Origin of the sequence: Kribbella sp. HUAS MG21, assembly GCF_040254265.1 — a bacterium.
Classification (GTDB): domain Bacteria; phylum Actinomycetota; class Actinomycetes; order Propionibacteriales; family Kribbellaceae; genus Kribbella.
Genome location: NZ_CP158165.1, coordinates 5,127,941 through 5,141,342, shown reverse-complemented (window position 1 = coordinate 5,141,342; position 13,402 = coordinate 5,127,941). Strand labels below are relative to the sequence as shown.

The 13,402-nt window shown below is 69.0% G+C and carries 14 protein-coding genes; 4 read left to right on the top strand and 10 right to left on the bottom strand.

Going from position 1 to position 13,402, the window contains the following annotated elements; translation table 11 throughout:
* Positions 1-32: 32 nt before the first annotated feature.
* The 9 genes from lepB (ABN611_RS25155) to ABN611_RS25115 form a co-directional block, all read right to left on the bottom strand.
* Entirely contained in the window at positions 33-806 is a 774-nt protein-coding gene (lepB, locus tag ABN611_RS25155; RefSeq protein WP_350274688.1) for a signal peptidase I, read from the bottom strand.
* Complete coding sequence (gene lepB / locus ABN611_RS25150; protein WP_350274687.1) at positions 803-1,432, bottom strand: signal peptidase I; 630 nt, start codon at positions 1,430-1,432, stop codon at positions 803-805. The genes lepB (ABN611_RS25155) and lepB (ABN611_RS25150) overlap by 4 nt, the downstream gene beginning before the upstream one ends.
* 145 nt (positions 1,433-1,577) lie before the next feature.
* Positions 1,578-1,937 carry a 50S ribosomal protein L19 gene (gene rplS, locus ABN611_RS25145; RefSeq protein WP_350274686.1) on the bottom strand — a complete coding sequence of 120 codons (360 nt, stop codon included), beginning with the start codon at positions 1,935-1,937 and terminating at the stop codon, positions 1,578-1,580.
* 204 nt (positions 1,938-2,141) lie between these two features.
* Positions 2,142-3,338: a tRNA (guanosine(37)-N1)-methyltransferase TrmD gene (gene trmD, locus ABN611_RS25140; protein WP_350274685.1), complete on the bottom strand. Its 1,197-nt coding sequence runs from the start codon at positions 3,336-3,338 to the stop codon at positions 2,142-2,144.
* Between the two features lies 1 nt (position 3,339).
* Positions 3,340-3,885: a ribosome maturation factor RimM gene (gene rimM / locus ABN611_RS25135; protein WP_350274684.1), complete on the bottom strand. Its 546-nt coding sequence runs from the start codon at positions 3,883-3,885 to the stop codon at positions 3,340-3,342.
* A gap of 94 nt (positions 3,886-3,979) precedes the next feature.
* A complete protein-coding gene (locus tag ABN611_RS25130) occupies positions 3,980-4,231 on the bottom strand; it encodes an RNA-binding protein (RefSeq protein WP_328526964.1) in 252 nt (83 codons plus the stop codon).
* 5 nt (positions 4,232-4,236) lie between these two features.
* Complete coding sequence (gene rpsP, locus ABN611_RS25125) at positions 4,237-4,749, bottom strand: 30S ribosomal protein S16 (RefSeq protein ID WP_350274683.1); 513 nt, start codon at positions 4,747-4,749, stop codon at positions 4,237-4,239.
* Between the two features lie 174 nt (positions 4,750-4,923).
* Positions 4,924-6,369, bottom strand: a complete 1,446-nt coding sequence (locus ABN611_RS25120; RefSeq protein ID WP_350274682.1) for a 6-phospho-beta-glucosidase — start codon at positions 6,367-6,369, stop codon at positions 4,924-4,926.
* Positions 6,366-7,118 (bottom strand): DeoR/GlpR family DNA-binding transcription regulator, encoded by a 753-nt coding sequence (locus tag ABN611_RS25115; protein WP_350274681.1) that lies wholly within the window; start codon positions 7,116-7,118, stop codon positions 6,366-6,368. The genes ABN611_RS25120 and ABN611_RS25115 overlap by 4 nt, the downstream gene beginning before the upstream one ends.
* 125 nt (positions 7,119-7,243) lie before the next feature.
* Here ABN611_RS25115 and ABN611_RS25110 point away from each other — a divergent pair, with 125 nt between their 5' ends.
* From ABN611_RS25110 to ABN611_RS25095, 4 genes are read left to right on the top strand one after another with little or no spacing between them, the layout of a single operon-like run.
* On the top strand, positions 7,244-8,185 hold the full coding sequence (locus tag ABN611_RS25110; protein WP_350274680.1) for a PfkB family carbohydrate kinase: 942 nt from the start codon (positions 7,244-7,246) through the stop codon (positions 8,183-8,185).
* 4 nt (positions 8,186-8,189) lie between these two features.
* Positions 8,190-9,476 (top strand): extracellular solute-binding protein, encoded by a 1,287-nt coding sequence (locus ABN611_RS25105; RefSeq protein ID WP_350274679.1) that lies wholly within the window; start codon positions 8,190-8,192, stop codon positions 9,474-9,476.
* A complete protein-coding gene (locus ABN611_RS25100; RefSeq protein ID WP_350274678.1) occupies positions 9,473-10,402 on the top strand; it encodes a sugar ABC transporter permease in 930 nt (309 codons plus the stop codon). Before ABN611_RS25105 ends, ABN611_RS25100 begins: the two co-directional genes overlap by 4 nt.
* Entirely contained in the window at positions 10,399-11,226 is an 828-nt protein-coding gene (locus tag ABN611_RS25095; RefSeq protein ID WP_350274677.1) for a carbohydrate ABC transporter permease, read from the top strand. The genes ABN611_RS25100 and ABN611_RS25095 overlap by 4 nt, the downstream gene beginning before the upstream one ends.
* Here ABN611_RS25095 and ABN611_RS25090 read toward each other — a convergent pair.
* Positions 11,192-13,402, bottom strand: a complete 2,211-nt coding sequence (locus ABN611_RS25090; protein ID WP_350274676.1) for a caspase family protein — start codon at positions 13,400-13,402, stop codon at positions 11,192-11,194. The genes ABN611_RS25095 and ABN611_RS25090 overlap by 35 nt on opposite strands.

Sequence of the window (13,402 nt, the reverse complement as noted above, 5' to 3'; positions counted from 1 at the left end):
CACAAGCAGCCGACAGCCGGCGGCCAGGGATCTCAGCCGGAGGTCTTGGGTGGTGCCGTGAGCGAGATCGAGGGTTTGTCCGGCGCCGGACCGGACGCCGGGACCGACTTGAACGTGTCCGGTACGCCGAGCTTGCCCCAGCGTCCGGCCGGCCAGACGATCATGACCGCCCGCCCGGTGACCTTGTCGAGCGGCACGAACGCCGCGTCGCCCTGGTTGCCGCCGTTCGCGTCGAGGTCCTGCAGGTGCACCCGGGAGTCGCCGGACGCGGACCGGTGGTCGCCCATCACGAAGACCCGGCCGGCCGGGACGGTGACCTGGAACTCCATCTGCGACGGGGCGTCGCCGGGATACAGGTAGCTGGTCTCGTCGAGCGGCTGGCCGTTCACCAGCAGGCGGCCCTTGGAGTCGCAGCAGGCGACCTTGTCGCCCGGCATGCCGACCAGCCGCTTGATCAGGTGGCCGTGGCTGGAGTCCGGCAGCAGGCCGACGATCTCGAAGAACCGGCCGATCGAGCCGCGCTTCTGGCCGCTCTCCTCGGCGCCGAGCCAGCCGCCCGGGTCCTCGAACACGACCACGTCGCCGCGCTCGACGTCGGTCAGTTTCTCGACCACGACCCGGTCACCGACCAGCAGGGTGTTCTCCATCGACTCGCTCGGGATGATGAACATCTGCCCGACGAAGGCCCGCAGGATCGACGACACGATCAGCGCCCCGACCACGATCAGCACGAACTCACGGGCGGCCGCCGCGAACCCCGAGCGGTGGGCGGGCTTGGCGTCCGTCTTGGTCGGTGTATCGGTCACTTCTTCAGCCCCGGCTTCTTGAAGGTTTCCGGAGGACGCAGCATCGTCATCCGGTCAGACGGCCAGATTACGCAACAGGCCCGGCCAACCACGTTCTCGACCGGAACGAATCCGCCGCCGGGGCCGCCCATGTGGGCGCGGGAGTCGGCGGACTCCGCCCGGTTGTCGCCCATCACCCAGAGGTGCCCGGCCGGCACCAGCACGTTGAAAGGCTGCTCGGACGGCTTGGCGTCCTGCAGCAGGTACTCCCGCTCGTCCAGCGGGATGCCGTTGACGGTGATCTGGCCTTCCTTGGTGCAGCAGATCACCCGGTCGCCGCCGATCCCGATCACCCGCTTCACCAGGTGCCCCTCGCCGCTGCGCGGCAGGATGCCGACGAACTCACCGAGCCGGCGGATGGCGCCGGGCTGGACCTGCTCCTCGTTCAGCCAGTTGTCCGGGTCCTTGAAGACGACGATGTCACCGCGGTCGACGTCGCGGTGCAGGTAGCTGATCTTCTCGGCGAGGATCCGGTCGTCCTTGGTCAGCGTGTCGTACATCGACTCCGACGGGACGTAGAAAGCCTCCGCGACGAACAGCCGCAGGACCACCGTGATGACGAGCGCGAGCGCCGTGACGGTGCTCATCTCGACGAGCAGGCTGAGCAGGGGGTTCCGCTGCTTCAGCCTGCGGTGACGTCCCTTGCTGCGACGTGCCCTCCTGGGAGCCGGGCGAGGGCGAGCGCGAGTCGCAGTGCTCGGCGCCATAGGTGACCGTCGTCGTTACGCGGCGTCAGGAAGCCGGAACTTCGCGCTTCTCCTTGATCTTCGCCGCCTTACCGCGCAGCTCGCGCAGGTAGTACAGCTTGGCGCGGCGGACGTCACCGCGGGTGACGACCTCGATCTTCTCGACGATCGGGGTGTGCACCGGGAAGGTCCGCTCGACGCCGACGCCGAAGCTGACCTTGCGGACCGTGAAGGTCTCCTGCAGGCCGCCGCCCTGGCGGCGGATCACGACACCCTGGAAAACCTGGACGCGGGACCGGTTGCCCTCGACGACCTTGACGTGCACCTTGACGGTGTCACCGGGGCGGAAGGCGGGAACGTCGTCGCGCTTGCTCGCGTTGTCGAGCTCGTTCAGGACGTTGCTCATCAGGTGTCTCTTTCTCGCGCGTGCCACAGGTCACCCACGAATGTCGGTGGTGATGAAGTCATCAAAAGGCTGCCGGTCGGTGGTCACCCCCTGTGGCAGGAGCACCGAAGGGCAGCAGCAGACAATCTTGCCACACGCCCTACACCGTGACGAAATCCGCCCGAGTCCTCAGCGCAGGGTGAACAGCGCAGTCCGTGACGCTCGTCACTTACGGCGACGGCGCTTGGCGAGGTAGACCAGGTCGACCTTCGGCGTCTGCGCCTTGCGGTGGGTCTCGCGGTAGCCGGCCTTGCGGTAGAGCGCGAGGTTCCGCTCGCTCCGGGCGCCGGTGTTCAAGGTGTACGACGTGACGCCGGGCGGAGCCAGCTGCTCGACCGCGCGCAGCAGGCGGGCGCCGAGACCACGGCCCTGCCAGTCCGGAGCGACGATGAGCCGCTCCACGGACCCGACCTCGCCGTCGACCGTGAGCTGCACTGAACCGACGATGCGGCTGCCGGCGACAGCCTTCAACACGGTCCCACGCTCCAGCCGCGCCACGGTCGCGGCAGGCTCCTCGGTCAGCGGCGGGATCGTGTAGTCGTCGTACAGCCGCGCCTCGGACACGAACGCGGCCAGCTGCAGTACGTGGATCTCACCGGCGTCGGCCGAGGTCGCCGGCAGGATGCGTACGCCGTCCGCCTCGTCCTTGCCGGCCAGTACGTCGCCCCAAGCGGCCAGGAGATCCGGCCGACGCTCAGCGGTGCGGCGTACCGCCTCCTCGTGGCGCCACTCGGAGATCAGGCCGTGGTTGCCGGACAGCAGGACCTCGGGTACGTCGTGCCCGCGCCAGGTCGGGGGCTTCGTGTAGACCGGGTACTCGAGCAGGCCGTCGCCCGAGTGCGACTCCTCGGCCAGCGACTCCGGGTTGCCGATCACGCCGGGCAGGAGCCGCGCCACCGCCTCGACCATGACGAGGACGGCGACCTCGCCGCCGTTCAGCACGTAGTCCCCGATCGACACCTCGTCGACGCGCATCCGCTCGGCCGCGTACGACGCGACGCGCGCGTCGATGCCCTCGTACCGGCCGCAGGCGAACGCCAGCCACGGTTCCGCGGCCAGCTCGTAGGCCAGCGACTGTGTGAAGGGGCGTCCAGCCGGCGTCGGAACGATCAGCCGCGGCTGGGCGGGGCGGTCGACGGGGGCGATCGCGTCCAGCGCCTGGCCCCACGGCTCCGGCTTCATCACCATGCCCGCGCCCCCGCCGTACGGGGTGTCGTCGACGGTGCGGTGGCGGTCGTGGGTCCAGTCGCGCAGGTCGTGCAGGTGGACGTCCAGGAGGCCGCTCTTCGCCGCCTTCCCGACCAGGGAGACGTCGAGCGCGGCCAGGTACTCCGGGAAGATCGTGACGACGTCCAGCCGCATGTCAGTCCTCCGGCTCGGTCTCGACGACCTCTGCGCCCTCCGGGTCCAGCAGGCCGGGCCTATCGGCCACCACGACGTACTGCTTGCCCAGGTCGATTTCCGGCACCAGCTCCTCGACCAGCGGGACCAGCACCGTGTTGCCCGCAGTACGGCGGATCTCCAGGAGGTCCTGGGCCGGGAGGTGCACGACGTCGGTCACCTCGCCCACCTCCGCACCCTCGGTGGTGCGGACGGACAGGCCGATCAGGTCGCGGTCGTAGTACTCGTCGGGGTCCTCGGGGCGCTCGTCGTCGGCGACCTCGGACTGGACGTACAGGTTGCGGAGCTGCTCGGCGGCGGTCCGGTCCGGGACCTCGGCGAACTTCACCAGCAGCCGTCCACTGTGCCAGCGGCTCGACTCCACGGTGAGGGTCCGCGACACCTTGGCGTCCGTCACGACGACCGCCCCGTCCGCGAACCTGCGGTCCGGCTCGTCGGTCCGCACGTCGACGCCGACCTCGCCCTTGATCCCGTGCGCCCGGCCGATCCGCCCGACTGTCACCAGCACCTGCATAACTCCTTTGTACGGCCTCCGGAAGGCCTCTCGTACGAACTGAAGGGCCGCACCCCAGACCGGGTGCGGCCCTTCACGGACTGCTGAGTCAGCGGCGCGGGCGCCGGTTGAGCTCGTCGACGAAGTCGATGCGCAGCGAGGACTCGGAGCTGAGGGCGCCGACGACGGTGCGGATCGCGGTGGCGGTGCGGCCGTTGCGGCCGATCACCTTGCCGATGTCGTCGGGGTGGACGTGCACCTCGAGGGTGCGGCCACGCCGCAGATTCCGGGCCCGGACGCTCACGTCGTCGGGGTTGTCCACGATGCCTCGGACCAGGTGCTCGAGCGCCTCGGTCTCCATCATGGTCAGGCCTCGGTGGACTCGGCCGGAGCCTCGTCGGCCTTCGGCTCCTCGGCCTTCGCCTCGTCAGCCTTGGCCTCGGTCTTCGCCTCGTCGCCCTTGGGGGCCTCGGCGTCGTCCTTCTTGTCGGCCTTCTTCGCGGTCTTCTTGGCGGTGACCGCCTCGGTCTTCAGCGAGCCGTGGGCCTCGGCCAGCGCTTCGTTGAAGATCTCCTGCTTGTCCCGCTTCGGCTCGGCGACCTTGAGCGGCGCCGGGGCCTCCAGGCCCTTGAACTTCTGCCAGTCGCCGGTGGCCTTGAAGATCGCCTCGACGGCCTCGCTCGGCTGCGCGCCGACGCCCAGCCAGTACTGCGCCCGCTCCGACTCGACGCGGATGAACGAGGGCTCGGTCTTCGGGTTGTAGATCCCGATCTCCTCGATCGCCCGGCCGTCCCGCTTGGCGCGGGCGTCCATCACGACGATGCGGTAGTGCGGGGTGCGCTTCTTGCCGATGCGCTTCAAACGGATCTTGACTGCCACGTTTGTGGGGTCTCCCTTGGAATTACTGTCTGGGTGAGCAGCACGACGCGTCGTGGGGACAACGGAGTGACACTCGATGGGCCGGCCAGGTCGTGGAGTTAGAGGGCTGCACGGAGCCTGGACGGACTCAGCAGGCCATTGTGCCAGATCGGACCGCACATCGACCAATCGGTGTCAAGCGCGGAAACGGGCCAGCCCCGGCAGGTGATCGGTGTAGGAGTCCAGGAGCTGCCGGGCGAGGCTCACCGAGTCGACGAGCGGGTGCCACGCGAAGGCGCGCAGGGCTGCTGAGCGGGAGCCGGCGCCGGCCGCCTCGATCGTGGACCGCTCGACCGCCTTCACCGCGCAGACCAGTCCGGCCTGGTGGTCGGTGAGCTGGGACACGGCCACCGGCAGCGCGCCGTTGGCGTCCACCGTGCACGGGATCTCCACCACCGCGTCGTCGTCCAGGTGACGCAGGGTGCCGCGGTTGCGGACGTTGAGGATGAGGGACACCCGCTCGTTGTGGGCGATCGCGCGCATGAGCGACAGGGCGACCTGCTCGTAGCCGCCGGCTGCCATGTCGCGTTCGTCGCGCTCCCCCGCGTCGGCCACCTCGCGGCTCTCCACCATGTACGTCGCTTCGCGCTCGGCGCGGGTCTTCTGCCACAGCTCGAGCGCCTGCTCCGGGTGGTCGGCGGTCTCGGCGTAGAACGCGGACTGCTGGTCCAGGAGGAAGGCGCCGCGTGTCTGCCGCACGGCCTGTACGGCGGCCAGTGTCTCGCGGGCGAAGTAGTAGTAGTGGAGGTACTCGTTGGGGATGGAGCCCAGCGAGCGCAGCCAGTCCGCGCCGAACAGGCGGCCCTCTTCGAACGAGGTCAGGGCGTCCGGGGAGTGCAGGAGGTCTGGCAGGCGGTCGACGCCTTCGGAACGCAGACCGCGGAGCCAGCCGAGGTGGTTGAGGCCTGCGTAGTCGTAGAAGGCGGTTGCTGGGTCTACGCCGAGTGCCAGAGCGGCACGGCGGCCGAGGCCTGAGGGTGAGTCGCAGATGCCGATCACGCGGTCGCCGAGGAACGGGATCATCGCTTCGGTCACCATGCCGGCCGGGTTGGTGAAGTTGATGGTCCAGGCGTTCGGGGCGACCGCGGCGACGCGCTGGGCGATCTGTACGGCGACCGGGAGGGTGCGGAGGCCGTAGGCGATGCCGCCGGCGCCTACCGTCTCCTGGCCGAGTACGCCGAGGTCCAGGGCGACCCGCTCGTCGACTGTGCGACCGGCGAGGCCGCCGACCCGGATCGCGGAGAAGATGAAGTCAGCGCCGCGCAGCGCCTCGTCGAGATCCGTGGTCGCCGTCACCACCGGCGGGTCGAGCGGCGCCGAGTCTAGGCCGCGCGAGGCGGCCGAGCTGGCGGGGCCGGCCACAGCGGAGTTGGCGTCGCCGACAAGAGCCGGTGTCGCGTCCAAGGCGGCGGGCACGCCGGCGGCTTGTTGGTGAAGTACTGCGGTGATGGCGGCCAGGCGGGTCGGGTCGGTGTCGTGGAGGACTACCGAGGTGATGCGGCCGGGGGCGTGGTCGTCGAGGAGGGCTTGGTAGACGAGGGGGACCCGGAAGCCGCCGCCGCCCAGGATCGTCAGCTTCACGCCAGGACCACCTCTACTCCTGCCTCGGTCAGTTGGGTGCGGGTCGTCTCGTCGGCACCGGCCTCGGTGACGACCATCGAGAGCTCTCCGGGCTCGCAGACCCGGGCCACGCCATGGCCGGGGAACTTGGTGCGGTCGGCGAGCAGGACGACGCGGTCAGCGGCCTTGATCATCGCCCGCTTGACCGGCACCTCGATCATCGTGCTGTCCATCACCCGGCCGTCCGGGCGCACCCCACTGGTCCCCAGGAACAGCCAGTCGACGTGGATCTGCCGAAGGCTCTCCTCGGTCAGGTATCCGACCAGCGACCGGTAGCTGCGCCGCACGAACCCGCCCAGCACGATCAGCTCGATCTGCTCGTCGTTCTGCAACTCCTCCAGTACGGCGAGGTTGCTGGTGACCACGGTCAACGAGCGGCCGTGCAGGTGCTGCGCAACCCGGAGGGCCGTCGTACCGATGTCCAGCAGCACCGACTCGCCGTCGGCCACCAGCTCGGCGGCGCGGCGCGCGATCCGGTCCTTCTCCTCGGCATGTACGGCGTTGACGTCGGCGAACGGCTCGTCACCGCCGTCGACGGCAAGTGCCCCGCCGTACACGCGGGTCAGCCGGCCTTCGGCGTGCAGCTGCTCGAGGTCCCGCCGGATGGTGGCCTCGCTGACGCCGAGCTTCTCGGCCAGCACTTTGACGCCCCCGGCCCCGTCGGCCCGGAGCGCGCGGACGATCTGATCCTGACGCTGCTTCGGCAACACAGGCAGACCGTATCACGCAAACTCCGTCACTATTAGTCAAATTTGTGATCAGGTATTGCGGATCCTGCGCAAGAGTTCCAAGATTCATGCACGAGTTTGATCGAGCCTGCAGGAGTGTGCTGCGCATGCTGGACGTCGTCGTGTCCGGTCTGGTCTTCGAGGACCTGGTGCTCGGCCTGCCCACGGCGCCGCGCCCGGGCACCGAGGTCTGGGCCACCGAGTCCCACGAGAGCCCCGGCGGGATCGCGAACTTCGCGGTCGCGCTCGCCCGGCTCGGGCTGCGCACCGGAATGGCGGCGGCGTTCGGCGCGGACGCCGGCGGCGACCGCGTGTGGGCGTACCTCACCGCCGAAGGGATCGATCTGACGCTCTCCCAGAGACTCGCCGGCTGGCAGACCCCGCTCACGGTGGCCCTTGCCTACGCAGGAGACCGGGCGCTGGTCACCCGGGGCACCCCTCCCCTGTTGTCGGCCGACGAGCTGATCACCACGCCGCCGGCTGCTCGAGCCGTCGCCGCCCACATCGGACCCTGGCCGAACGAGTGGCTGGCGAAGGCGAAGGCGGCCGGCAGCGTGGTGTTCGCAGACGTCGGCTGGGACCCCAGTGAGCAGTGGGACCCGGCAGTGCTCGACCAGCTCCAGCACTGCGACGTGTTCCTGCCGAACGCCGACGAGGCGATGGCCTACACGCGCACGGACTCGCCGGAACAGGCCATGCGCCGGCTGGCCGAGCAGGTGCCGCTGGTGGTCGTGTCCAACGGCGCGGCAGGCGCTACTGCTCTCGATGCGGGCACCGGCGAGCAGGTCGCCGTACCTGCGTATCCGGTCCCGGCGGCGGACACCACCGGGGCGGGTGACGTGTTCGCCGCCGGCTTCATCGCGGCCACGCTCTGGGAGCTGCCGCTGGCGCAGCGGGTGCGGTTCGCCGCACTGACCGCCGCGCTGTCCGTCACCCGGCTCGGCGGTGCGGACGCCGCGCCCCGCTGGGCCGACCTCGCGGCCTGGCAGGCCGCACACCCCGAAGACCGTTACCTCGAAGCGCTGATCAGCGCCCACTCAGGAAGGTAGAACCATGGAGCTCTCACGTCGGACGCTGCTCGGGGGCTTCGCGGCCGTAGCTGGTGGCGCAGTAGTCGGCTGTTCGTCCGGGATGGACGCCGGTACGACGACCAAGAAGAACACCGCCACCGAACTGACCATGTGGTGCTGGCCGGGCGGCCTGGGCAAGTCGGTGCTCGACGACACGATCGCGCACTTCCCGGACCCGAAGATCAAGTACTCCGAGATCGGCGGCGACTTCAAGCAGAAGCTGGTCACCACGTTCAACGGTGGGACGTCGATCCCGGACATCACCGGCATCAAGGGCGAGGACATCGCTTCGCTGCTCCCGCAGGCGGAGCGGTTCGTGGACCTCAAGACCGTCGGCGCGGACTCGGTCCTCGGCGAGTACCTGGAGTGGAAGGTCAAGCAGGCGACCACCCTCGACGGCAAGGTCGTCGGTCTGCCGATCGACATCGGCCCGACCGCGCTGTTCTACCGCGAGGACATCTTCGCGGCCGGCGGGCTGCCGAGCGACCCGGCGAAGGTGGCCGAGCAACTGAAGACCTGGGACGACTTCTTCGCCGCCGGTGTCGAGCTGAAGAAGGCCAACCCGAAGGCGCCGATCGTGGGTGACGCCACCGGCCTCTACGACATCGTGGTCGGCCAGGGCACGGACCGCTACATCTCCAAGGAGAACAAGTTCATCGGCGACCAGGACCACATCCGCAAGGCTTGGGACACCGTGGTGAAGGCGATGACCCTGAAGATCGACGGCAAGACGCCGAGCGGCGAGCCGGACTGGAACGCCGGCCTCGACCAGGGCACCGTCCCGGCGCACATCGGTGCGGCCTGGGTGGCGCTGGACATCAAGTCCGCGGTCAAGACCAGCGCCGGCAAGTGGCGGCTGGCGCCGACGCCGAGCGGCCCGGCGAACTTCGGCGGCTCGTTCCTCGCGATCACCAAGAACGCGGCCGACCCGCAGAAGGCCTTCGAGGTGATCAAGTACATGCTCAGTCCCGACAACGAGGCCAAGGCGTTCGCCGACGCGCAGATCTTCCCGTCGACGCCGGCGGCGTACGACAAGGCGCAGCTCAAGGCCGCCGACAAGTTCTTCGGCGGGCAGGTGCCGATCGACGTGTTCGGGCCGGCCGCGAAGGCGATCCCGGTCGCGTACCAGAGCCCGTACGACGACTCGGTCGCCGCGCCGTTCCACGACGAGCTGAAGACCGTGCAGACCGGCGCCAAGACCTCGGACGCGGCGTGGTCGGCCGCGGTCTCGAAGGCGAAGGCGATCGCCAAACGGCAGGGAGTGCAGTGACCGTTACGGCGAGCGTGTCCGCGCCGCGGGTGACGAGGGCGCCGGTCAAGCGGCGGATCTGGTCGTACTGGCGGTTCTACCTGGCGTTGTCGCCGTTCTACGTGCTGTTCGCGGTGTTCGGGCTGTACCCGATGCTGTCCACGATCGTGCTGGCGTTCCAGCGCTGGGACGGTCTGAGCGCCCGCCGGTTCACCGGGCTCGACAACTTCGCGTTCCTGATCAAGGACCCGACGTTCTGGCAGGCGCTGGAGAACACCGTCGTACTGTTCCTGATGTCGACGGTGCCGACGCTGGTGCTGGCGCTCGTGCTCGCGGTGATGCTGCAGTCCGCCGTACGGTTCACCAACGTCTACCGGATCGCGTACTTCATCCCGAACGTCACGTCGCTGGTCGCGATGGCGATCTTCTTCAGCTCGATCTTCAGCACGAACTTCGGCCTGGTGAACGCGGCGCTGCGGTCGCTCGGCATCCCGCAGCAGGACTGGCTCGGGCAGCCGTGGGGCATCAAGATCGCGATCTCGACGATGATCGTGTGGCAGTGGGTCGGCTACAACACGCTGATCTACCTGGCGGGCCTGCAGGCGATCCCGAAGGAGCAGTACGAGGCGGCCAAGGTGGACGGGGCCGGAGCGGTGCGGACGTTCTTCTCGATCACGTTGCCGCAGCTGCGTCCCGTCGTACTGTTCACGGTCGTCATGTCGACGATCGGCGGGCTGCAGACGTTCACCGAGCCGCAGGTGATGGTCGGCAACAGCGGCGGCACCGGACAGAGCGGGATGACGGTGGTGCTGTTCTTCTACCGAGCCGCGTTCCTGGACAACGACTACGGGTACGCCGCCGCGATCGCGCTGAGCATCTTCGCGCTCGTGCTGCTGTTCACGGCCATCAACTGGCGGATCTTCCGCGGACGGGGTGAGGACCGATGACGCGTTCGAAGCTGCGCGGGATCGCGCTGCACGCGGCGCTCGTGCTGGCGACGCTGGTGTTCCTGTTCCCGTTCGTGTGGACGATCGTGATGGCGTCGAACACGACCGCGGACATCTACCGGTTCCCGCCGAAGTTCACGTTCGGCGGGCACTTCGGGGACAACGTCCGGCACGTGCTGGAGAACGTCGCGTTCTTCCAGTCGATGGCGAACACCGCGATCGTGGCGGTGTCGACCACCGTGCTGGTGCTGTTCTTCGACTCGCTGGCCGCGTTCACGTTCGCGAAGTTCCGGTTCCCGGGGCGGAACGCGTTGTTCGTGATCCTGCTCGCGACGATGTTGTTGCCGGCGCAGTTGGCCGCCGTACCGCAGTTCCAGACGATGGCGCTTCTCGGGTGGGTCGGGTCGTTGAAGGCGCTGATCATTCCGGGGGCGGCGAATGCTTTTGGGATCTTCTGGATGCGGCAGTACTTCCAGAACTCGATCCATGACGAGCTGGTCGAGGCGGCGACGCTGGACGGGTGCGGCTTCTTTGGCACGTACTGGCATGTCGCTCTGCCGTCGGCGCGACCGGCGTTGGCGTTCCTCGGCATCTTCACGTTCGTCGGGTCGTGGAACGACTACATGTGGCCATTGATCGTGCTGACCGATCCAGATCATGTGACGCTGCAGGTCGCGCTGTCGTCGCTGAACCGTGCTCATGGGGTGGACTACAGCATGGTGATGACTGGGGCGTTGCTGGCGATGATTCCGTTGGTGATCGTGTTCGCGGTGTTTGCGCGGCAGTTCATCAAGGGTGCGACTGAGGGCGCAGTACGTGGGTGACGACACCGGCGATCACCAGCCCGTTGCCTAGTAGCGCGGCCACGAACACGGCCAGCGTCTCACCTTCGCTCGCGGCAGGGATCGCCGCGACGATGCTGATCACTGCGTACGTCGCCGTGGCAGCCACGAGCCAGGTCCTTGCCAGGCCCTGTGCAGCAGCCAGTGCACAACAGGCCAGTGCGACAGTGACGAACGGCTCGAGCGCGGCCATCCTCGTGACCGTGAAGAAGGACACGCCACTGGAGTTCTGGATCAGAGCGCTCGCCAGGAGGAGGACGCCGCCCACGATCGCCATGGTCAGCGGTAGTCGCGGCACCGGCCAGAGAGAGAACCGGCCAAGCCGCAAGACGGGCAGCAGAACCGGAAGCAGTACGGCGGCCATCACTGTTGCGACGGCACCGGTCAGGAGCCAGGCGGTGGTCTCGTCCGTCCAGACGCCGAACAGCTTGGTGCTCTCGTCGGACGCGATTCCACCGACCAGGATCAGCAGGGCGTCCTCCAGCACCGAGGCGAGGCAGCCGGCGAGGATACCGAGGCCGACAGGACCCGACCACCGGGCGACCAGGCTCGCGAGCACTGCTCCGAAGCACGCGAGGACGGTCGGGTCGCCCGAGCTGCGGTACACGTACCAGCCGGTGCTGTCCGTGTCGGACCACAGCTTGCGCGACTCGGCTTCACCCGGCCAGTTCAGGTAGATGAGCGTCACCGCCCCGACGATCAGCACGACAACGGCCCACCAAGGGATGCGGGACGCTGCCTCCGCCGGGTGGGCGGTTGGCAGCTCGACGGTCCCGCTGCCCGTCAGCTCCGTGCTCGGTGGCTCAGGCCGCTTGCCCGGCGATTCGGCCTGCCGCGCCGGTGCGGCCTGTTGCGGCGCCGGTTCGGTGTGTTGCGGCTCAGGTGGCCGCGCTGCGTGCGGGGGTTCGCGCGGCGGCGCCAAGGTGTCCGCTGCCGGCAGGGTCGCGCGGACCGGGACGGTGCGCTCGCCCATCGGGCCGCTGATGATCAGCGACGCTTCCTCTTCGCCGCGTTCGCCGGCGCGGAGCCTGATGATCGCACCGTCCTGTTCGACCTTGAGCCAGGACGCGCTCGCCGAAGCCGCCGCGGTCAACGCGAGCGGAGGTCCCTCCAGCAGGAGCTCGGCCGCGCCGTCAACGAGTTCCACCTCGGCCGGCGTCACGACGAGTCCGGACGCCGCGATCGCGTCCGTCGCCGCTTCGGAGACCCGGCGGCTGTCGTCGTCGCGCATCCGGTGCAGTGCCTGCCAGGCGGCGTACGCCTGGCCGAGGTCGTCGCCGAACAGGCGCTCGCGCAGGTAGTCGACTACCCCGAACCTTGCTGCCGGCAACGGGCTCTCCATCGCCTGGGTCAGTTCCGGAGCCAGCGGCGTCGGCGTGATGCGCCGTACCCGGCTCCGCGCGATCAGCAGCTCGCCCTGCGAGCCGAAGGTCCACATCTGCGGGTTCTGGTTCGGCGTCACCCGGTGCACGCGGTCGGTCACGTAGCCGACCAGCTCCGTCAACCCGACCCACCCGTCGCCGTCCCGATCCGCTTCCCCGGACGTCAGCCCGTCCACCACGGCACCAGTGAAGACCGAGGGAGTCGGCGCCGCCTCGGTCGCCAGCCGGCCGCCCTCGAAGGCGTACTCCATCGCACTCGACGCCGTGATCACCACCCGGCCACGCCCGCCGCCGACCTCAGCCTGCCCCGCGAACGCGTCCCGAACCTGCGCCTCACCGGCCGCCCGCACCACCATCCCGCGCGGGAACGCACCGCCGTAGCAGCAGTCCAGGAACAAGGCGATCCGCTGCGCCCGGCTGTCCGCCATCTGCCGGTTCACGAAGTCGGCCGCGACAGCCGTCGACGCGAGCCGCGTGGGCCTGGTGTCGGCGACCGCCAAAAACAGTTCGCCCGCCGCGTTCTTCAAGCCGTGACAGGAGAAATGCAGCAACAACAGGTCCTCCGGCCTGCGGTCCGCGAAGAAGTCCTCGACCGCGAAGCGGATCTCCTGTACCGAGGCGTTCCGCAGTACCTGCACCTCGAAGCCGCCGACGGCAGGGTCGGCCAGTACGTCGGCCAGCGCGGCCGCGTCGTGCGCCGGCGCGACGAGTTGCCTCAGGCCAGGATCGTCGTACCGGTCGTTCGCGACGACGAGCGCGACACGGGTGCCGTCCAT